The following is a 19,548-nucleotide window of genomic DNA, read 5'->3' as shown; positions in this document are numbered from 1 at the left end:
TGCTTGTAGGCTCATCGCATAGACCCAACTATAGCATGGATAAATTTTTCTGTAAAGCGTTATTTTGTAAATTCTAACCAAGTAGAGGCAATTGCTTCATGTCCTGCTTTGGTCGGGTGCACCCCGTCCTCAGCTAAAAAGGTCGGCCCATGTTTGATAGCGAGGGCGTTCATTAGCCCATCAAGCGGAATAAGCGTTGCACCAAATTCTGCCGCAAGTTCGCGCACAGCTCCAATTTTTGGATCCAAATCACCACGCCACTCTTTCCGATCTTCCGGATACGGTAATACAAACGGCTCCATCAAAATCAGTTCCGCATTTGTTTCTGTTTTAATCCGATTCAAAATCACACGGTACACTTCTTTAAACGCCGTCACCGAAGTATCTTCCCATCTGCTAAAACTAAACCACGTATCATTTATCCCAATCATAATCGTAACTACATCTGGTTGAAGTGAAATCGCATCTTCCTCAATACGACGATGCAAATCCGCCACCCGGTTCGCACTAACGCCACGATTTATAACCGATACATCATCTTTCTCAAGCTGGTCTGCAATCATTTTCACATAACCATGTCCTAATTCGCGGTCATTTTCAAAATCGCGCCCAGCATCTGTCACACTATCACCTAAAAAAAGTAACTTCTTCATTTAGTTCCGTCTCCTTTAAAATTCCTGATGCCTTATTATAACAAAAAAACCTTAAACTTAGACGATTAATCTACATTTAAGGTTTTTCGAACTTCATTAAAATTGTTTATGCAGTAAATCAAGAACATGACGTAACTCATTAACATCAATTTGCCCAGGAGCTGATGCTTTTTTCGCAGCGCCAAATGTCATTGCGGAGCCAAATATTTCGCCAGCAAGACGACTGATGACGCCAGTTCCCGCCATCGACATCGTAATGATTGGTTGATTAGCTTTTTCAGATACGGTATTCGTTGCATCTAGTAAAGTTAGTACGTCTCCAGCAGATTTTGGCATTACGGCGATTTTCGGAAGGTCCGCGCCAAGTGCTTCCATGCGAGTTAAGCGAGAAACGATTTCTTCCTTCGCAGGTGTTTTATCAAAATCATGATTCGACATCACTATTTTTACATTGTTCTTGTGAGCTGTTTCAATTAAGCGTAAAACGTCTGCTTCTTCATTGAAAAGTTCCACATCAACTAAATCAATTTTACCAGTTCCAGCTAGAGTTTCATTTAATTCAAAATAAAATTCATCACTAACAGCTAACTCGCCGCCTTCTTTTGCACTGCGGAAAGTGAATAAAATCGGTGTTTCTGGTAAAATTGCGCGAATTTCATCTAGTGCAGCTTCCACTTTAGCTAAATCTTTGACGTCTTCAAAAAAGTCAACGCGCCATTCGACAACGTCCAAATCGATTGTTTGTAACATTTCTGCTTCTACTTTAAGCGCAGCAACCGTTTTACCGACCATTGGTACACAAATTTTTGGTGCACCTTCACCAAACGTAACATTCTTTACGACTACTTTATTCATGTATAATTCTCCTCATTCGATATTATGTTTTAAGATTAGCGATAACCTTGTTCTTTTGCAAGTTTTTAAAATAGGATTTCTTTAATGTAATCAACTGGCATTTCTTTGTGTGTCCAAATTTCGAAAGCTTTCGCACCTTGCCAAAGCATCATGCCTAGACCGTTAAGTGTTTGACAGCCTTGTTCTTCGGCGATTTCAAGCAATCTAGTTTTAGTTGGTTTGTAGACAACATCTGAAACGATTAATTCTGGACGAAGCATATCCGCACTTGGTAGAAGTGTTTCGCCTTCGAAAGGTTTCATCCCAACGCCAGTCGCATTCGTGAAAATAACACTTTCAGCGATTCCTTTACGTAATTGATCGTGGTCTTCGATATCAAATAATTGTGCTTTACAATTTGTTTTTGTATTGATTTTTTCTACTGTTTTTTCAGCATTGGCGTAAAAATCATCTTTTCTGTTGAAAATAGAAATTTCTTTTACGCCGTCAAGAGCAGCTTGGATACAAATAGCTGTTGCCGCACCACCAGCGCCGCAAATCGTCATTTTTTTGCCGATAATGTCATGTCCAGCTTCTTTTAACGCACGCATATAACCAGTGCCGTCAGTGATGTGTCCAGTTAATACACCGTCATCATTAACAACTGTATTTACTGCCCCTACAAGTTCAGCCGCTGGAGAAAGTTTATCTAAATATTTATGAATGTTTGTTTTGTTTGGCATGGAAACGTTCCAGCCACGTAAGTTCATTGCGCGGAATCCTTGTACAACATCTTTCAGTTCTTTGTCCCCAACTTCAAAAGCAAGGTATACATAATCAAGCCCGAGTTTTGCAAAAGCTTCATTATGCATTGTTGGTGATAAACTGTGTCTGATTGGAGTGGCGATTAAACCGATTAATTCTGTGTGTCCTGTAATTCTTTCTGTGATTTTGTTTGTCATAATAACATCGTTCCTTTCCAAATTAAGGTTTATTTGTGAAAATGTGAACTTATATAAAGAGCGAATGTGGCAAGACGGACTCCGCCTTGCCAGTTCGGATTACAAAGAGCCAATTTTTTCTAATGTAGTTAAAATATTTCTTCCTTCGCGAACGCCTTCCAAGATTTTTCTTGTCGCAGCGCTGTCGCCAATATTTACGATTTCAATTTGTTTTTCTTTGCCGTATGCCGCAAGCTCTTCCATAAGTGGGCGTTCTGGTCGCATTCCTAGGCAGACAAAGCCGTAATCAAATGGAATCTCGGCGTCTACTCCGTCATGCTTCACTTTGAAATGATCGGCTGCAACTTCGGTTAATGCTGTTTCTGTCTGCACATCGACGTAGTTTTTCTCGATAATGTCCATCATGGAAAGCCTGGTAATCATATCTAAGTCTTTTCCAAGGATTGGCATCATTTCTACAATTGTAACATCCGAGCCACGTTCTGAGAAGTACTCGACCACATCAAGTCCAACTGCACCACCGCCGATAACTGCCACTTTTTTGTTACTAAATTCGGTAAAGTCATCGATATTCGAAATAAGTCCGAAAATCGAATGAACCTTACTGCCTTCTTTGTCAATCACGTCATGCAAACCTTTAATTGGTGGAAGTAATGGTTTGGATCCTGTGGCATTGACTACCACATCAGGATTAAATGTATCAATAAGCGCAGTATCAGCTTTAGTGCCTGTAATAACTTTTAAATTGGTTAATTTTTCTGCTCGGTTCGCTAAATAATTAGGGAAATCGGCAATTCTACTTTTATCTGGAAGGTTAGCAATGGCACGCGCCAAGCCACCAGTTTGTTCATTCGCTTCAATTAGCGTTGTGTTACAGCCAACTTCGGCCGCCGTACAAGCTGCTTCAAGCCCTGCTGTTCCGCCGCCAATTACAACAACATTGGTCGGACGAGTTACTTTTGTTTCTTTGTATTTATCTTCATGAATAATATCTGGATTTACCGTACAACGGATTGGCTTCGACTTCGAAATTCGGTGATCCGCACACCCGATATTACAAGAAATACATTTTCGAAGCATGTCTTCTTGACCAGTTGCCACTTTATTCACCCAGTTAGGCTCAGCAATTAAGCCACGTCCCATCGCAAGCAAGTCCGCATATCCTTCTGACAAAATTTTCTCTGCCGCTTTTGGACTGCGAATGTTACCGGAAGTAATCGTTGGTTTGTTAAATTTATCTTTCACCGCTTTTGCAAGGTAGCTTCTCCAGCCATCTTCCAAGTTCATTTGGTCAATTTGCAAGTATAGGTTGTCATTTATTGCCGCTGATACATTCAAAATATCCGCTTCTTCTTGGCAATAATCTAGCAGTTCCAAAATATCTTCTAAATGGTTACCGCCTTCTGTAAATTCATCTGCACTAAAACGCAGCACAATTGGGAAAAATGGACCAACTTCCGCGCGAACTTTTTCTAAAATCAGTTTAACGATACGCGCACGATTTTCAGGCGAGCCACCAAATTCATCCGTACGTTTGTTATAAAGTGGCGATAAGAATTGGCATAGTAAGTACGAGTGTCCGCCGTGGATTTCAACTGCATCAAAGCCAGCTTGTTGGGCGCGTCTTGCGGCATCTCCGTATTTATTGACGATTTCATAAATTTCTTCTACTGTAAGCGGACGAGGAACAGTGCCCCCTTTTTTAGATGGAATATCTGACGCGGAAACTGGTTGAAGTCCATTCAAACGAGCTGGATAAGCTGATGCCCCAGCGTGGTTAATTTGGATGGATACACAAGTTCCGTGTTTATGAAGACGTTCAGTTAATTTGTAAAACCCAGGAATGTATTGGTCATTATCAATTCTAAGTTGCGTCGTTCCGTTTGTACCATAAGGAAAATCTACACAAGCGTTTTCAATAGTAATTAGACCCGTTCCACCTTTTGCACGTTGTTCGTAGTAATTCATATGTTCTTCTAAAAATTCGCCATTTAATCCAGCAAGGTTTGTCCCCATTGGTGGCATTATCACACGGTTTTTAATGGTCATTCGTTTTACAGTTAATGGTTCAAAAATACTCGGATAATCTGTCATAATAAGCCTCCTGCGACTATAATCTCAGCAAATTATTTGTTACATTATTCACGTTCAATAATGCACAATCTTATTTCTCTTTCATTATAAGTCAGGAGTAATTATTAATCTAATGTATATTTTTCGATTTATCCATAGATTTTTTCTATACAATCGCTTACAATAGAGTTATCAAGGCATTTAAAGGAGGTAGTTTCATGAATTTGCGTCAATTATACTATTTTAAAAAACTAGCTGAAAAAGAGCATTACACTATTGCTGCTGCCGAATTATCCATTACACAGCCTAGCTTAAGCCATTCTATCGCAGAACTTGAGCGAGAACTTGGCGTCTATTTATTTGAAAAACAAGGCCGCAATATTCGTTTAACTAAATACGGTCGCTTTTATTTAACTTATGTGGAAAAATCTCTCGCCGAACTAGAAAAAGGCGAAAAACTTTTACACGAATTAACGAGCCCATCGCACGGAAATATTGATTTAGGCTTTATTTATACAATGGGCGCACACACAGTTCCAGAACTTGTCCAAAATTTCACCAAAGCTGAAAATCATAAAGACATCACATTTTCCTTTTTTCAAGGTGCGACAAAATCAATTATTCCTGATTTAAAAAATGAAAAATTTGACCTAGCAATCTGTTCCTACGTCGAAAATGAACCCGATATTGAATTTTTGCCATTAACAAAACAAGAACTGGTGATTGTGGTTGCTGAAAACCATCCGCTCGCTAAGTATGATTCCATCGATTTAAAAGATACCGCAGATTATTCGTACATCTTCTTTTCTGACACAAGCGGGCTAAGATCTCTCATCGATTCTCTTTTTGCTGAAATAAATATTCAACCTAAAATCGGCTGTTATGTAGAGGAAGATACCGCGATGGTTGGGCTTGTGAGTGTTGATTACGGAATTTCGATTATGCCAAAAATCTCCTCTCTTGCGCATTATAACGTCAAAGTTCTCTCCATCAATGAGCCAAAACATGAGCGTTTCATTTACTTAGCAAGCTTGAAAAACCACTATATCTCACCCGCATCCAAAGCTTTTAAAGATTTCGCATTACGTTATGGCGAACAGCATTTTCTATAGAAAAAAGGAGCCAACCAAATCGGTGGCTCCTTTTCTATTTAAAAATAAATACTTCCCGCTTCAGCATCCGCATTAAATCGGTATAACTCGCCCACTTTTTCTAAATACGGTAAATACTCGATATTCTCCATAAATTCTACTTCATCTGGCAAAATGCCTGGCTTCGTGCAACCATCCAACGTTTGGTAAAGTAGCTCTGCTGAAAAAGTTTCCGGCAAGAAATCACGAATCGCCGTTGTCAGTAAAAATTCTTCTGTAATTGCACTAAATGCTTTTTTGAGCATATCTAAATGGTCAAATGCAAGTGGCAATTCGAGCGCTTCTGTCATTGGAAAAAGCCCGATTTCTGCTGCATCATCGCCAGCCGCCCTTTTTTCCAAAGCTTCCGGTGGTACAATTGCGTAAAACGCCCGTGAAATAATCCAACCACGCGGATCACGACCCGGTTTATCAAATACCCCAAACGGAATCAGCGGAATATCTGTCAAACTTGTTTCTTCTTCTAGTTCGCGTTCAGCAGCTTGTTCAGCTGATTCATTTTCATCCACAAATCCACCCGGAACCGCCCATTTTCCGCCTTCCATATTTGGTTTTCCTTCCGCGTTTGTATGGCTTCGTTTAATTAATAAAATATGTAATGTTGGTGTCCCGTTCAACTCTTTTACAGTAGTTAAAATCATATCACTCGTATAGCCATCTGGTGTACGAAACTCTTTTGCATTATAATTTTTCAGCGCATCTTCTTTGTTCACAAATTCTTCTGTCATGTCAAAATCAGACTCCTTTTTGTGTATTTAGCTCTTTCCATTATAGTATCACAAAAAAAAGAATTTGTTCCAATCACTGGAACAAATCCTCTTATTTTTCGATAATTGTGCGACCTTTATAAGTGCCGTCTGGTGAGATGCGGTGTGACATACGGTATTCGCCTGTTTCACTATCGCGACTCAAACCTGGTGCTGTTAAGCCTTTATGCGTACGGCGCTTGTTTTTCTTCGCTTTGGACGTACGTCTAGCTGGAACTGCCATCTTGCTCGCCTCCTTATTTCTTACACTTGTACCATTGTAACGCTAATCACACGAAACATCAATCTTACAAATCCGCTAAATCCTTCACCCATTCATTCAAAGGACGGCGCGGTTTTGCTTCAGGAACTTCGGCTAACCTAGTTAAGTGCAAAGTTCCGACAATTTTTTGCTCAGAAGGGATACCTAAATCTTCCGCAAACTTCGCATCAAAAATAAATCTATTCGACCGCCAAATCATCCCAATTCCCGCTTCCCAGCCAAGTAATTGAATGTTTTGGATAAACGCACTAGTTGCTCCGATTGATTCGAAATCCTTTTTCCCATGACCGATAATGTTCGTCGTCACAATGAGTAAGTAAGGCGGCGTAATAATTTTCTTCGCATAGCCTGCTTTTAAATCCGCAATCTCTGCTTCAGAAAAACTAACCCCTTGTTCGCGCTCATTAAACTCAATGATTTTCTCGATGTAACGCTCTTTTTCAGCAAGTGTGTGCAATACATATACATTCCACGGCTCTACTTTGCTGTGAAAAGGCGCATAGGCAGCTTGCTCTAAAATGGTGTTTACCGTTTCTCTTGAAATTGGCGCGTCGTTCGCTTTTTTAATGCTGCGACGTTCCATAATTGTTTTTTCAATCATGTTTAATTCCCCCTTAAATGATAAACGTTATCATTTAGAGAATTATAGCATGATTGGATTGTGGGTTGCTAGTAAATGGGCTTTTGGAGAAAACTACTGTATTTATTTTCTCATCTGAAAACAAAAAACAAGCCATCTACCTCGAAATGGCTTGTTCACTCACTTCTTATTTTTCAGCAATCACAGGGTTTTGCACATGAACCACTTCAAAACGAGCGATTGCATTTCCTACGATGCCTTTGCGGTCTTCTCTTTGTTCTCTAGTGTCTTTTGTTCTACCGTGTGCTTTTTTGAAGGAATCGCTTTTCACCCAATTACGTTGGGCTTCTTCGCTTTCCCATTTGCTTGTTACGACTACTTCTTCATAGTCTTTGTCTTCTGGTTTGCTGTGCCATAGTTCGAAGCCTAGGAAACCTTCTACTTCTGCAATATCTTTTGTTGGGTGTCCGTCGCCATTTGCGCCTGTGAACTGACGGATAACGTGCTCTGCTGCGCCTTTTTCTACCTTAATCGTATTAGTTACAATAATCATTCTTAAATCCCCCTCGGATAATTGTATTGTATGTATAATAGGCTAGTTCCTTCCATTATATTGATAATGATTCTCAATGTCAATTTTAGGGAATGGGATTGGAGGGGGATTTAAAAAGAACAAATTTCACAATCAATGAAATTTATTCTTTGGTTTGCTATTCTTTTTCAACCACCGGAATCCAAACTTCCGAATAATAATCAGCGGCAGTTGTGTCGCCTTCTGTGTAAACTTCTAGTTCTGGAGCGTTCCCGTGGGTGTAGTTGCTTGTTTGGAACCATTCGCCGTAAATGTATTCCCACACTTTTTGAATTGCGTTTGGTAGTGGGCCGACTGATTTGAAGATGGCCCATTTACTTGCTGGGATGGTTAGTTTTTCCATGTCTTCTGGCGGAGTGAGTTCGGATTCAACCGAGATATAATAGTCCATTTTGTCGCCGTTCATTTTGCAAACGCCTAAAATACCATCAATCGTTGCAAATTCAGCTAATTCGTTAATTCGTTCTGCATCGCCATTTGCGTTTGCTTCTTGCCAAAATTGGCTGATTTTTTCTTTTTGCACATCATTTTCAACCGAAAAAGTTCGTTTTTTCCCCACAGCTGTAAAAGCATTTCGTTCGACAATTTCTACTTCCATGATTTTTGTCCTCCTTCAATTGCTTTAGGTACCCTAAGTATAAACAAAAACTATCCAATCTCCAAATGGAAACCAGATAGTTTAAATTATTATTCTTCCGCTGCTGCTTGTTTTTGTTTCATGCGTTCGCGCACGCCAACTCGTTTGATTTGTTTACTACGAAGTTGTCCACACGCGGCATCAATATCTGTCCCGTGTTCGCGGCGAATAACACAATTAATACCATTTTTCTTAAGCGTATCATAGAAAGCGAGTACGTCTTCTTTTGTGCTACGTTCATAATCGATATGCTCGTCCACCGGGTTGTAAGGAATCAAGTTAACATAAGCTAAATGACGATGTTCGCCGAGAAGTGCCGCAAGTTCGAGCGCTTCTTTTTTGTGATCATTTACACCTTTTAGCATAATGTATTCAAACGTGATTCGGCGGTTAGTTTTGTTAACGTAATAATGGATTGCTTCCATCAATTTCTCAATCGAATAGGTTTTGTTAATACGCATAATGCTCGTCCGTAGCTCATTATTCGGCGCATGAAGGGAAATCGCTAAGTTAACTTGGAAATCCTCATTTGCAAAATCAATAATGCGCGGTGCAAGACCACTTGTCGAAACAGTGATATGGCGCGCGCCGATTGCTAGACCTTTATCATGATTAATCACACGCAAGAAATCCATCACATTATCGTAATTATCAAACGGTTCTCCGATTCCCATTACAACCACGTGACTCACGCGTTCTTCCAAATTACGTCCATCCAAATAATGCTGTACATTCATAATTTGTTCCACAATTTCTCCAGCAGTTAAGTCGCGACTTTTTTTCAAAAGCCCACTCGCACAAAAAGTACAGCCGATATTACAGCCAACTTGGGTCGTTACACAAACCGACAAGCCATATTCTTGCTTCATCATCACGGTTTCAATTAAGTTCCCGTCACTCAGCTTAAATAAATACTTCGTCGTGCCGTCTGTAGATTCTTGTACCACTTGTTCTTCTAAAGTGTTCATCACAAAATTCGCTGTTAAAAGTTCAATTGTTTCTTTTGGAACGTTACTCATTTCTTCAAAAGTTTTGACACGTTTTCTATAAAGCCAGTCCCACACTTGTGTTGCGCGGAATTTCTTTTGACCGTGTGCTTCTAGCCATTCTGTTAATTTTGTCCATGTTAATCCATAAATGGAGCTCTTTTCCATTGTTCAGCCTCTTTTCAGGTCTTGTTTTCGTCTATAAAGATTATAGCTGTTTTATGGTTCACAAGCAATGCTATTTCGTAAATATCAGTCGTTTGTCCTGTCTCGCACAAAAAAAGTAGCTATTCTGTAACAAATAGCTACTTTTTAATTTTATCTAAACATGGTTTGGGTCGCTTTCGCTAGCACTTTTGGATCACGATTATGTGGTGTTACCGGGCAGATTTTTTTGTCAATATCAAGCAATGTGTACACGGCGATTCTAGCGGCGCGAACGGAATATTCTTCGGTAAAAACCATATCTTTTGGAATTTCCACAAATTGACTAATCATCGCGAAGTTTGTACTACCTTCTGGAACAACGGCTGGACGATCACTCATTGCCCGTGGCTCAAATTGCGCATCAATATATGGCATATAGCATGGAATTACATTGATTATATCCGCTTTAATTTCTTCAAAATCATCTTGCCAGTTCAAATGACACATTAATTCATATAAAATTTCTTCCCCAGTACATTCTTTCATCGGTTTTTTCACGAAATCACCCACACGGTCTGGATATAATCCATAACCCCAGAAAATCGTAGTGTTTGCATCTTGCGCTTTAAAATGTGGTTGTGCGGCAACAACAGTACTCATTAACCAATTAGAATCTTTGAAAGTCATAAGCGCACCACTTCCTGGAATGTTTCCCGTGAAGCGTTCGATACGTTTTAATAATTTATCACCATGACAAGTGACGGTGAAACTTTGCCAATTTGTTTCTTCTTCATGGCCGAAAAATGGCTCTGGATTGCCTAAGTTTGGTTTCTTTTGCGCGACTTTATACCAGAGCTCACCAGAAATTGGTTTTTCTTCAGGTTTTGGTGCTGGCGTATTCATATCACCAAGCGTCGCGCTATCCGTCATACAAGCATTCGTCATAATCACATCATCGTCCGGGCCAAGTTCGATAGTTGATCCATCCGATAAATGAAGTGCTGTCGCGGTAATCCCAGGCGCATCTTTAAAATCGATATCTTCCACCGTTTGATTAATCGTAAAATCAACATGATGTTTATCTAAAAATGTTTTTAAAGGTAAAATCAAGCTTTCGTATTGGTTTAGAGGAGTTCTTGTTACACCTTCTAGCGTATCAATCCGGCTAAATTCTAACATCATCCGATTCATATAACGTCTAAATTCAAACAAGCTGCTCCATTTTTGGAAAGCAAAAGTGGTTTGCCACATATACCAAAAATTCGTTTCGAAAAAGTGTTCGTCAAACCAATCACGTATCGTTAAATTATCCAGTTTTTCTTCCGGAGTAGCGAGCAGTTTCGTCATCAACATCCGGTCATTATTATTAAATCCCATCGAATGCGCATCAAGAATATTGCGGTCTTTATCAACTAATCTCGCTTGCGCATGGGTTGGATGTAGGTGGTCAAAGTTCAAAATTTCTTCTGTCACACTAAAGTTCGGCATATCAAGTGACGGAATACTACTAAATAGATCCCAGAAATTTTCATAAGTTTCTTCATTTAACATCCGACCACCGCGACAAACAAAGCCATGTTCCACGCTTCCGGCGCCATCATTACTTCCGCCTAAAATATGCATACCTTCAATAATATGAATATTTTTCCCATCAAAATTGGCATCGCGAATTAAATAAACAGCTCCCGCCAAACTAGCAATCCCGCCACCGACGAAATACACTTGTTTGTCACCATAATAGCGCGCTTTAATTGCTTCATCCACTGCCCGTTCTTTTTCAGCAGCCTTTTGTTCAGAAATTTTCTTTGCGGCAATCCCTGTTCCAATTGCAGCCCCAGTTAGAGCGACTAGCGTACGTTTTTTATTTTTCATCACTATCTCCTCCAATTTCTTGATACAGATAGTATACCTCGCCTCGTTCGCTTTTAATCTGGGCAAAAGAACGCTTATGTCTGATTTTTAGACAAATTAGATATATTGTCTAGTTTTTGCGGTACATGCTGCTTGCCAAAAATTCCGTGTCCTTCGCAAGTCGAAATAGCTGGTTCGCAATCGTTTCCGGAGCCTCTTTGAAACCGCGCGTAATCCATTTAATCAGTACTCCCGAGCATCCGTAAGAAAAGAATTCCGCATAAAATACCCGATCCGCCTCGTTCACGGCCACATTCGTATCAATTTTCTCAAATAAATCCATAAACAGCGAATTCGTTAATTTAGAAAAGCAAAAAGAAAGAATACTCGCATCCGCCGAAACCGTATTTTTATAGAAATCAGCATTTTCTTTAATCGATTCCAGCATTTTCAGCACATGCTTATCCCAATTTTCAAGCGTAATCCCATCCGCCAAACAATGGAAAAAGTCATTTTCATACGTCCAAGTAAGCAAATCGTATTTATCTGTAAAATGATAGTAAAAAGTTTGCCGATTAAGCCCGCAAATATTCGTAATATCCGCAATACTAATCTTTTCAAACCGCTTATGCTGACAAAGCTCCATCAGCCCACCAGCAATCGCTTTTTTAGTAATGAGTGATTCCGCCATGGCATCCGCCCCGTTTCGTTTGTTTGGGTTAATTGTATCTCAAGTGAGATTGGAATTGCTAGGGAAAACATGGGAAAGATTGGTTCGCTAATATTTTTAGAGTTATAGATTAATTTTTACTATTTGTGATTATATTTTCATATAGTAATAAGATTGTTTTATTACTCCATCGCTTTAAAATTATTTAGAAACTGAATTCCTTTATTTAATTCTTTCTCCATATCGTTCCATTGACTTGTTTCATCATCATACCAAGAATAGATAGTTTTAACTTTTCCATCAACCACAGAAACTACTTCAAATGAAACATAGCGATAAGGGGCACAAGCTGGTTCTTCAACTACAATTTCTGCCATACATTTGTCATTATCCAGTTCTACAACATAACCGTCTTTTTCATTCTTTATAATTGTTAATTTTATATTATTCTTCTTCAAATGCTCTTTTTTTGAATCTATCAATTCAATTACACTCAATCGAATGTCACTGTAGGTATCTTTTTGCATAATTATTTTCCTCTCAAATTTTTGATATTAACAGTTTTTGGCTTTTATGCAAACATAGGAAAGCTTCTTAATTTCAGTTAATCCATCCACTCCAAAAAGGAACATTAGTTTTGATTTTATGAACCTTTAAATCTTCATAGTTTTTATTTCCAAATTCAATTCTAAAATAATCCCATAAATCAGTCCCACAGACTATTATATCTGTCTGATACACTGAAAAAATAGGATTTCCTACCTCACAAGGGACACTAGGTATATATCTATGTGAGTAAATTGGGATAAGAGGGGAAGCTTGCTCCAAATTATATTCAACGATATCAATAGCTAATGCTATGCTTTCTGGTTTTTTTCCCCAAGCATCCATCCAAAACGAATTTTCTTTTACATCAAATATTATACCCTCCCTCGGCCAAGCTAAAATGTTCTTCATTTTTGCGATGTTTTTCTCAGATAAATCAGCCCAATTGTATAACTGATATGGATTAAAAGTCATTAATAGCTCTCTTAATTCTGGAGGAAAAGTTATTTTATACAAATCTTGTATTATATTTATTTGTTCGTTTGACATCCCATCCAATAAGATATACCCATTTGATTCCAGTAATTTAGCTATCTTGTTAATTTGATTTTCAAACATAATTTACCTCTATAATTTATTTTTTAAATTATGATACCACTAGAACTGTAGAATTAAAACCAATGGCTTAATAGTTTGCGAAAAATTCTGCATCCTATTGACAGTCTATAAATAGCCTCTCACCTAGTTTTATTTATTTTTCAAAGCTAGCAGATAACCTCAAACAAAAAACAAGCAAGGTTTATCTCTTTAAAGATTGTCTTACTTGTTTCCTTTTGTGTTACCCTTATTCATTGGAACTATATTATAAAAAATCAGAGCATTATAATATTATGTTTATTGCTTAGGCATATAATTTTCTTTCCAATGGGTAAACCGCTCACTTATAATTACTGAAATTAAATCATAATTCTCTTTTGTATCTTCAATATGATATATGGATTCATATTTAAAACCGTTTTTTTCAGCTTTCTCGTTAAACACATTGCAGTAGTCAACATGATAATTAGCTACTTTTTTGGCAAAATTTGAATCTTCCTCATAGTAATCATTGGCAAAATGCTGACCTAATTCTGATAAATCATCGTCTATAAATTTTTCATCACAATCCATAATCAAAAATTGGGCTCCAGTCATTTTTCCCTGTAGTACTTTTTCAATATCATCTTCAGTATCTTCTTTTAAATCATCGGATATAAGGTTATTATATATGCACCATGCTAAAAACATACCTATAGCAGTTGCTGCATTTTCAGGTGGCAAATCTTTGGGATAGTTACCCTCGTAATGCCATGAAGCATCATCATATTTCATAGATAATTCTCTCCTTTATTTTATACTTAAATTACCTAAATTCTCTCCATTAGGCTGAAGTTAAATAACAAGTATAGCTCTGCATTTTACAAACTTAGTATATCAAAATAACAGGACAAAACAAAATAGTTTTCAATTTTTACTTCCTGGCTTTTACGAGAGTATGGACTGGCCAAAACCCAAAAGTACAAATCCACCTCAATGTCGATGAGTCTTATTCAATCATATACTTCTTTTCCAACTAATATTCATTTTTCATACAAGATAGAATCGTGAGCGTTAAAAGATACCCAGATAGCACAATATAATAAATAGAGTCCCCTCATTGCTGATTAGACATTCTAACCATAAATATTTAAAATTTTTGTTTTTAAGTATTTTTTCAGTCCGTTTTAGAGAAGTTCAATGAAGTTTAACAAGTCTTTATTATTTAATTGGTGAATTTATAATTGATCAAACAAATTAATTATGGAGGAAAATCAATGATTATACTTAAAAATCACTAAGCTTTCTTCACCTCTTTGATATACTCCCACAAAATAAAAATAACCATTTGTATAATTACTTTCGCTATCTTCCTCCAAAAAACTAATGTGATTGTGATAATGAGATTCCCATTCATCCGGAAAAGAAATATTTAAGGAATTGAGACGGTTACGTTCTCGATTCACATATAAATTCACTTGATTATTAGTTAACATTTGCACTAAATCTTTTTCATTTTCAGGATTTTCAACGCTTATAAAACCTGTATCTACACCGTTTAAAAATAACTAGGCTTACACTACCTGAGCTGGTTTTCATTTTATCAATCGCATCTTCGGTCATTTGAGTAATTTTTTTATAAGTTTTCTCAGCAAAATTGGAATTGCTAGGGAAAACATGGAAAACATTTGTTCGCTAATATATAATTAAAAAGAGTTGAATATGATGAAAATGACAGACCCGCTCTACGGAATATTTGAAATAGAACCTGTTTTGGCCGAATTAATCCAGAGTCCATTGGTTTCCCGGCTAGCACACGTACATCAAGGTGGCTCGAGTTATTTAGTAAATCCGCTTTGGGACCTTAGCCGACTTGATCATTCGATTGGCGTGATGCTATTTATTAGGAAATTCGGTGGTTCGTTAGAGGAACAAATTGCTGGATTATTGCACGATGTATCGCACACTGCTTTTTCGCATGTGGTGGATTATGCGCTTGATTTTGAAGAGGAAGATTATCATGAGCAGATTTTTGAGGATTTTGTAAAAACTTCGACGATTCCCGCCATTTTAGAGAAGTATGGTTATTCTTATGAAGGGATTTTTGATGATATTGCGAAATGGAAGATTTTGGAGCAAGAAGCCCCGGAGCTTTGTGCTGACCGGATTGATTACACGCTGCAAGATTTGTATCGCCATGGGAAAATTCGTTTGGTTGAGGTGGAAGAATTTTTGCAGGCTTTAGTAATGATTGATGGGCGACTTTATTTGGCAAATATCGCTCTTGCAGAATGGTTTGTTGCGCAATATTATTCAGAAGTAATTGATTATTTTTATGATCCACTAAATGTTTATAGTTATGAGATTTTGGCTGAAGCAATGCGCATTGCCTTTCAACAGGAGGCGATTACGACCGCGGATCTTCGGTTGACTGATGCTGAATTATTGGCTAAATTGAATGCGAATTCAGTTGCTCGGGAGAAAATTCAATTGCTCGCGAGTCCCCATTTAGAAGAAAATAAGGCGGACTTTACTTATCATCATAAGAAGAAAATACGTTTGATAAATCCGTCTGTTTTGGTGGATGGGCGGCTTATTCCGGCGGATGAGCTTTCGGAAAACGTACGTGAAATGAATCGAGAAGCGAAGATAAAGAGTGAACGTGGAGCCTACATCAAAGTGATACAAAAAAGTAAGCAGTAGTAGTGCTTACTTGAAATGCTTTAGTTTTTGTTTCAATCATTTTGCTCTTGTAATGGTGGGTGTTTCATTTGATTATCCTCTTGACTTGAGCCATCTTTAAAAGCACTGACATAAATATGGTAAGGTAAGTCTATCCTTTCATCATAACTATATTCATACTTTAGTTTTGAATCATCTTTAAAAACTATCTTTGTAAGATAACCACCCATTTTCCAATCTTTCTTAATCATCCTAGTTTCAATTTGATTGGATTTGATTTTTTGTTCTGCTAGATAGTTATCCACTGCTTTATTCGCCGTATATTTGGGAATTGCAAACCAATAAACGTATCCAATAACACTAAGAATGAATATTATACCTATCGTTATCCACCATTTTTTATACTTTTTCATTTAGTTACACTTCCTAAGACATGAGATTTATTTAAAGTATTTCACTTGTTGAGGCTTATATGCTTTTGAAAAATAATTTGGTAAATCATACACGGTAACTAAGGACTGAAATACTTGCACAACATGCTTATTTCCTGTTCCGAAATAATAGGTTTGAAGTACAATCTTAGAACAGTAAGTCGGGTTCTTACTATATCGGCTTCCAGTCATACCGTATTTAGGGAAAATATTTTGTTTGGATGTGCCGTTTGTTGAATAGTAATTTTTATCAGCCTAGCTAGCTGCGGCATTCGCAACTGAACTATCCTTCAGGCGGTAAACTTTTACCCAGCCTCTTTTATCATAATAATCCATCCACCAAAATTAGCCAATTGTGAATGTCTTACCTTTGTTATTAGAGTAAGTATAACTCAACTCTTCAAGGCTATCCTGTTTTAATTATGATTCAAGCTAAAGCTTCTAAAGAACGAGTCACTTCTTCTCTAATTTGCTTTTCACTGTAGTAAACATTAGGTAATTTCAAATCTTCTTCACTATCAGAGAATCTAGCTGCCATATCAGACACATTCCCTAAAATTGTGTATTCTTCCTTTGATAATTCATCATAATCTATTTCTAAATCAAAAATTTTCATAAACTGATTTGTAAAGGTGCTAATCTCTATTTCTCCATTATCCAGTCCATTTAATAAAAAGTATAGTTGTTCTTTTTTTGTCATAATAATTCTCTTCCAATATTATTTTGATATAGCGGACAATGGTCCCAATAGCCTTCTTTCAATGTTCGAACTGAAACTGCTCTATCTAGATTAGCCATATGCTCATTTATTTTGTCTGTATAATTAAATATATCCTTTCAAATTTTTGATATTAACAGTTTCTAGTATTTATGCAATTATAGAAATTCCCTTTTGACAATTAAGTCTATTGGTTAAAGAATTCACCACATTTTATGATTCACAGTATATCTGCAACCTGTCTACTTCAAAAGAAATATAATGCCCTACTAAATGTTTATAGTCTTCCAATAAGTCACTTGTAATGAAAAATCCTACATCTAATACGTTATCCTCTAATAATTCCCCGAAAAGCATGTAACTAAAATTATTAAGGTGCTCAATTCTTTTTATTTGTTCATTTTTCTGTTCTGTAATTTCTAAAAAATCATTAGTAAATATATCTATTTCTGCTTTATATTCTTCGCCTATCTCTAATTCTTGAGGCGAGACATTAAAAGCAACTACTTTTTGCTTATTAATCAAAAGTTCTACCTTCTCTTCAACAAGAGAATCAATTTTATTTACTGCTATTAAATTATTCATAAGTTCCCTCCTATTTAATTGGATTGATAACAGGGATATTTTCCCCATTATTCATCATTTTCCAAAACGTTTTACCACTTTCAACATGATAAGTGGTAATTTCACCTAAATTATTAGTCCCAACAAACTCAAATTTAGCATAACTCTTTATCGGAACACCTTTAGAATTAGTTAGACTGCTGTTTTTCATAAACCTAACATAGCCTGTTCTAACCTCACCTTTATAATTATACTGCACTTTTATTCCGTTCTTTATAACATAATTAGCCCCTGCCAGGTATTCATCAGCACTAGAGAAAACTTTACCAAATTCTCCGCCATGGTTGGAAAAATGAGATTTTAATTTTTCTGTATTTCCAAAATTAGCCTCATTGGCTTTTTTAGGCATTATTGGCTTATTTCTAGCTGCTGCAATCCCAAACCCTAAACCTAATGCCATATCCGTTAACCCTGCATCATCTGCCCAATCTTTCATACTAGCAACATAAGCAGATGACCGCAGTGTGGCTCCAGAAAATCCAGATACTTTTTGACTATTTAAATAGTTGATACCCGCTTTCCATCTTTTTCAAGTAGCCACATCATCACGGTTTCATCTTGACTATTCACATATGTATAGGATAACACGGTGTAATCTTCCAAACCATCCGGATACGGGTCTTTATCATTTTCTTTTCGTGCCGTATCGAGTGCTTTTTTCATAAGTTGTAGACTGTTTGCCGTACTTTTCGGCACGGAGTAAGCACCTGTTTTATCATCAAAAGTGACATGGTGTAACAACTCTTGCATCGCGCGTCCGGTCGCTGAAATAAGTTCATCTAATGCGCTAAAAAAATGGCTATGACTTTGTTCAAAAGCTAAATATTTTTCTAAGATATTCTCCTTATAACATCAGTTGCGCACGGCTTTTGTTCTATTTAGTAAGAAGTAGCCCTACAGAGGATATTTAAATGAATAAATTAACATTTTTTGTCATATACTATCTCAGTATGAAAACTGTAGTTCGATTATATGATCTACGTTCAACTAAATTTCTTCACAAAAAACAGTTTCTTCGAATTTATCCGTATAATCATAATTAGTTTCACATTGACTAAATTTTATAAACTGATTTCCGCTATTTAATTGATGTTTTATCAACTTTTGATTTTTTACATCTGATACTTCGATTTCCCCATCGCCTCTTTCCGTATGGTAAATAATTGTTAATACCCCTTCGCTTTCACTTGTTTCTTTTTCTACTACCCATTTACTTAACTCCATAATTACTCTAGCTTCAAGCTGTGTATTAAGAACACGCTGGAATTTTGCAATTACATTTCACAATGAATCTAGCTAGCTATTGGCAACTTTGTTAGAAGGTTACAGCTTATTAGTCAAGGCTTTAACACTTGATTCCCATTCTCGTGATAAAGTGTCTTTTTGATTTATAAATCTTTTATTTCTATATCTACACCTTCTTCTATAGCTTCTTCCATAGCTTCTTCTAATACACTTATTAGATTTTTTCCATCAGTTGTTACAAAATATTGGGCTAAATTAGTAATATCCTCACTTATATGTGTCCCCCAAGGTGGAGTCTTGTCCAAATCTTCGGCATCCCATATAATTTTTTCGGGAGAAATTTCACCCAATCCTAATTTAATTTCTTTCATTTCCTTTAGAGCAATTTCAACTTTTTCTTTTGACAAATAACCAGCGTACATATCTTTCATTACAACAGGGAATTTGCTTCCCCAATTCATATTTTCTAAGTTTACACATACAGTTGAAAAGAATGAATGAAAGAAATCACCACTCCCAATAGAAAACCATAAAAAATCTACTTTAATACCTACAGCCACA

Annotated in this window: 22 protein-coding genes and 2 pseudogenes; 2 read left to right on the top strand and 22 right to left on the bottom strand. The window is 37.0% G+C overall.

The window, feature by feature from the left end; genetic code table 11:
- Positions 1-59: 59 nt before the first annotated feature.
- The 4 genes from HCB45_RS12455 to HCB45_RS12440 all read right to left on the bottom strand — a co-directional run bounded on the left by HCB45_RS12455 (position 60) and on the right by HCB45_RS12440 (position 4,543).
- On the bottom strand, positions 60-653 hold the full coding sequence (locus tag HCB45_RS12455) for an SGNH/GDSL hydrolase family protein (RefSeq protein WP_185620101.1): 594 nt from the start codon (positions 651-653) through the stop codon (positions 60-62).
- A gap of 96 nt (positions 654-749) precedes the next feature.
- A complete protein-coding gene (aroD, locus tag HCB45_RS12450; RefSeq protein ID WP_185620100.1) occupies positions 750-1,508 on the bottom strand; it encodes a type I 3-dehydroquinate dehydratase in 759 nt (252 codons plus the stop codon).
- Between the two features lie 65 nt (positions 1,509-1,573).
- Entirely contained in the window at positions 1,574-2,449 is an 876-nt protein-coding gene (locus tag HCB45_RS12445; protein ID WP_185620098.1) for a shikimate dehydrogenase, read from the bottom strand.
- 99 nt (positions 2,450-2,548) lie between these two features.
- The gene (locus tag HCB45_RS12440) at positions 2,549-4,543 is read right to left on the bottom strand and encodes an NAD(P)/FAD-dependent oxidoreductase (protein ID WP_185608075.1); all 1,995 of its coding nucleotides are present in this window, start codon (positions 4,541-4,543) and stop codon (positions 2,549-2,551) included.
- Between the two features lie 197 nt (positions 4,544-4,740).
- Between HCB45_RS12440 and HCB45_RS12435 the strand changes: the two genes are divergently transcribed.
- A complete protein-coding gene (locus tag HCB45_RS12435) occupies positions 4,741-5,634 on the top strand; it encodes a LysR family transcriptional regulator (protein WP_185318005.1) in 894 nt (297 codons plus the stop codon).
- A 38-nt stretch (positions 5,635-5,672) separates the two neighbouring features.
- On the opposite strand, the gene HCB45_RS12430 is transcribed toward HCB45_RS12435, so the two are convergent.
- The 12 genes and pseudogenes from HCB45_RS12430 to HCB45_RS15480 all read right to left on the bottom strand — a co-directional run.
- A complete protein-coding gene (locus HCB45_RS12430) occupies positions 5,673-6,401 on the bottom strand; it encodes an NUDIX domain-containing protein (protein ID WP_185318004.1) in 729 nt (242 codons plus the stop codon).
- Positions 6,402-6,492: 91 nt separating this feature from the next.
- The gene (gene rpmF, locus HCB45_RS12425) at positions 6,493-6,663 is read right to left on the bottom strand and encodes a 50S ribosomal protein L32 (protein WP_003718584.1); all 171 of its coding nucleotides are present in this window, start codon (positions 6,661-6,663) and stop codon (positions 6,493-6,495) included.
- A 64-nt stretch (positions 6,664-6,727) separates the two neighbouring features.
- Positions 6,728-7,303 (bottom strand): nitroreductase family protein, encoded by a 576-nt coding sequence (locus HCB45_RS12420; protein ID WP_185608072.1) that lies wholly within the window; start codon positions 7,301-7,303, stop codon positions 6,728-6,730.
- Positions 7,304-7,469: 166 nt separating this feature from the next.
- A complete protein-coding gene (gene isdG, locus HCB45_RS12415) occupies positions 7,470-7,835 on the bottom strand; it encodes a heme oxygenase IsdG (RefSeq protein WP_185318002.1) in 366 nt (121 codons plus the stop codon).
- A gap of 157 nt (positions 7,836-7,992) precedes the next feature.
- The gene (locus HCB45_RS12410) at positions 7,993-8,472 is read right to left on the bottom strand and encodes a GyrI-like domain-containing protein (protein ID WP_185620096.1); all 480 of its coding nucleotides are present in this window, start codon (positions 8,470-8,472) and stop codon (positions 7,993-7,995) included.
- 89 nt (positions 8,473-8,561) lie between these two features.
- Positions 8,562-9,665, bottom strand: coding sequence for a dual-specificity RNA methyltransferase RlmN (gene rlmN / locus HCB45_RS12405; RefSeq protein WP_003725208.1), 1,104 nt, complete (start codon positions 9,663-9,665; stop codon positions 8,562-8,564).
- A gap of 150 nt (positions 9,666-9,815) precedes the next feature.
- Positions 9,816-11,516 (bottom strand): oleate hydratase, encoded by a 1,701-nt coding sequence (locus tag HCB45_RS12400; protein ID WP_003728986.1) that lies wholly within the window; start codon positions 11,514-11,516, stop codon positions 9,816-9,818.
- A 109-nt stretch (positions 11,517-11,625) separates the two neighbouring features.
- Positions 11,626-12,186, bottom strand: coding sequence for a TetR/AcrR family transcriptional regulator (locus HCB45_RS12395; protein WP_185620094.1), 561 nt, complete (start codon positions 12,184-12,186; stop codon positions 11,626-11,628).
- A gap of 161 nt (positions 12,187-12,347) precedes the next feature.
- The gene (locus tag HCB45_RS12390; RefSeq protein ID WP_185317999.1) at positions 12,348-12,692 is read right to left on the bottom strand and encodes a hypothetical protein; all 345 of its coding nucleotides are present in this window, start codon (positions 12,690-12,692) and stop codon (positions 12,348-12,350) included.
- A gap of 73 nt (positions 12,693-12,765) precedes the next feature.
- On the bottom strand, positions 12,766-13,329 hold the full coding sequence (locus tag HCB45_RS12385; RefSeq protein WP_185317998.1) for an SMI1/KNR4 family protein: 564 nt from the start codon (positions 13,327-13,329) through the stop codon (positions 12,766-12,768).
- 276 nt (positions 13,330-13,605) lie between these two features.
- Positions 13,606-14,082 carry a DUF7832 domain-containing protein gene (locus HCB45_RS12380; protein ID WP_185317997.1) on the bottom strand — a complete coding sequence of 159 codons (477 nt, stop codon included), beginning with the start codon at positions 14,080-14,082 and terminating at the stop codon, positions 13,606-13,608.
- 768 nt (positions 14,083-14,850) lie between these two features.
- Positions 14,851-14,949: pseudogene (locus HCB45_RS15480) on the bottom strand (hypothetical protein); the annotation flags it as partial.
- Positions 14,950-15,012: 63 nt separating this feature from the next.
- Here HCB45_RS15480 and HCB45_RS12375 point away from each other — a divergent pair.
- On the top strand, positions 15,013-15,990 hold the full coding sequence (locus HCB45_RS12375; RefSeq protein ID WP_185620092.1) for an HD domain-containing protein: 978 nt from the start codon (positions 15,013-15,015) through the stop codon (positions 15,988-15,990).
- A 32-nt stretch (positions 15,991-16,022) separates the two neighbouring features.
- On the opposite strand, the gene HCB45_RS12370 is transcribed toward HCB45_RS12375, so the two are convergent.
- The 6 genes and pseudogenes from HCB45_RS12370 to HCB45_RS12345 all read right to left on the bottom strand — a co-directional run bounded on the left by HCB45_RS12370 (position 16,023) and on the right by HCB45_RS12345 (position 19,547).
- Positions 16,023-16,382 (bottom strand): DUF3139 domain-containing protein, encoded by a 360-nt coding sequence (locus HCB45_RS12370; RefSeq protein ID WP_185620090.1) that lies wholly within the window; start codon positions 16,380-16,382, stop codon positions 16,023-16,025.
- A 445-nt stretch (positions 16,383-16,827) separates the two neighbouring features.
- Positions 16,828-17,100, bottom strand: a complete 273-nt coding sequence (locus HCB45_RS12365) for a hypothetical protein (RefSeq protein ID WP_185620088.1) — start codon at positions 17,098-17,100, stop codon at positions 16,828-16,830.
- Between the two features lie 231 nt (positions 17,101-17,331).
- A complete protein-coding gene (locus HCB45_RS12360) occupies positions 17,332-17,703 on the bottom strand; it encodes a UCP019853 family protein (protein ID WP_185620086.1) in 372 nt (123 codons plus the stop codon).
- 10 nt (positions 17,704-17,713) lie between these two features.
- Positions 17,714-18,588 (bottom strand): annotated as a pseudogene (locus HCB45_RS12355) (hypothetical protein); the annotation flags it as partial.
- Between the two features lie 141 nt (positions 18,589-18,729).
- Positions 18,730-18,966 carry a hypothetical protein gene (locus tag HCB45_RS12350; RefSeq protein ID WP_185620084.1) on the bottom strand — a complete coding sequence of 79 codons (237 nt, stop codon included), beginning with the start codon at positions 18,964-18,966 and terminating at the stop codon, positions 18,730-18,732.
- A gap of 164 nt (positions 18,967-19,130) precedes the next feature.
- Positions 19,131-19,547: an Imm70 family immunity protein gene (locus HCB45_RS12345; protein WP_185620083.1), complete on the bottom strand. Its 417-nt coding sequence runs from the start codon at positions 19,545-19,547 to the stop codon at positions 19,131-19,133.
- Position 19,548: the final 1 nt, after the last annotated feature.

It is taken from the genome of Listeria farberi (genome assembly GCF_014229245.1).
Lineage (GTDB): Bacteria > Bacillota > Bacilli > Lactobacillales > Listeriaceae > Listeria > Listeria farberi.
Note: the sequence above shows the minus strand (reverse complement) of the source record. Positions and strands in the feature narration are given on the sequence as shown.

Coding starts and splice junctions, on each gene's coding strand:
- HCB45_RS12430 (WP_185318004.1), bottom strand. CDS start 6,401: ATGACAGAAGAATTTGTGAACAAAGAAGATGCGCTGAAAAATTATAAT.
- aroD (WP_185620100.1), bottom strand. CDS start 1,508: ATGAATAAAGTAGTCGTAAAGAATGTTACGTTTGGTGAAGGTGCACCA.
- HCB45_RS12380 (WP_185317997.1), bottom strand. CDS start 14,082: ATGAAATATGATGATGCTTCATGGCATTACGAGGGTAACTATCCCAAA.
- HCB45_RS12400 (WP_003728986.1), bottom strand. CDS start 11,516: ATGAAAAATAAAAAACGTACGCTAGTCGCTCTAACTGGGGCTGCAATT.
- HCB45_RS12420 (WP_185608072.1), bottom strand. CDS start 7,303: ATGATTGAAAAAACAATTATGGAACGTCGCAGCATTAAAAAAGCGAAC.
- HCB45_RS12360 (WP_185620086.1), bottom strand. CDS start 17,703: ATGAATAATTTAATAGCAGTAAATAAAATTGATTCTCTTGTTGAAGAG.
- HCB45_RS12435 (WP_185318005.1), top strand. CDS start 4,741: ATGAATTTGCGTCAATTATACTATTTTAAAAAACTAGCTGAAAAAGAG.
- rlmN (WP_003725208.1), bottom strand. CDS start 9,665: ATGGAAAAGAGCTCCATTTATGGATTAACATGGACAAAATTAACAGAA.
- HCB45_RS12385 (WP_185317998.1), bottom strand. CDS start 13,329: ATGTTTGAAAATCAAATTAACAAGATAGCTAAATTACTGGAATCAAAT.
- HCB45_RS12410 (WP_185620096.1), bottom strand. CDS start 8,472: ATGGAAGTAGAAATTGTCGAACGAAATGCTTTTACAGCTGTGGGGAAA.
- HCB45_RS12395 (WP_185620094.1), bottom strand. CDS start 12,186: ATGGCGGAATCACTCATTACTAAAAAAGCGATTGCTGGTGGGCTGATG.
- HCB45_RS12375 (WP_185620092.1), top strand. CDS start 15,013: ATGAAAATGACAGACCCGCTCTACGGAATATTTGAAATAGAACCTGTT.
- HCB45_RS12445 (WP_185620098.1), bottom strand. CDS start 2,449: ATGACAAACAAAATCACAGAAAGAATTACAGGACACACAGAATTAATC.
- HCB45_RS12370 (WP_185620090.1), bottom strand. CDS start 16,382: ATGAAAAAGTATAAAAAATGGTGGATAACGATAGGTATAATATTCATT.
- HCB45_RS12440 (WP_185608075.1), bottom strand. CDS start 4,543: ATGACAGATTATCCGAGTATTTTTGAACCATTAACTGTAAAACGAATG.
- HCB45_RS12350 (WP_185620084.1), bottom strand. CDS start 18,966: ATGGAGTTAAGTAAATGGGTAGTAGAAAAAGAAACAAGTGAAAGCGAA.
- rpmF (WP_003718584.1), bottom strand. CDS start 6,663: ATGGCAGTTCCAGCTAGACGTACGTCCAAAGCGAAGAAAAACAAGCGC.
- HCB45_RS12455 (WP_185620101.1), bottom strand. CDS start 653: ATGAAGAAGTTACTTTTTTTAGGTGATAGTGTGACAGATGCTGGGCGC.
- HCB45_RS12390 (WP_185317999.1), bottom strand. CDS start 12,692: ATGCAAAAAGATACCTACAGTGACATTCGATTGAGTGTAATTGAATTG.
- HCB45_RS12365 (WP_185620088.1), bottom strand. CDS start 17,100: ATGACAAAAAAAGAACAACTATACTTTTTATTAAATGGACTGGATAAT.
- isdG (WP_185318002.1), bottom strand. CDS start 7,835: ATGATTATTGTAACTAATACGATTAAGGTAGAAAAAGGCGCAGCAGAG.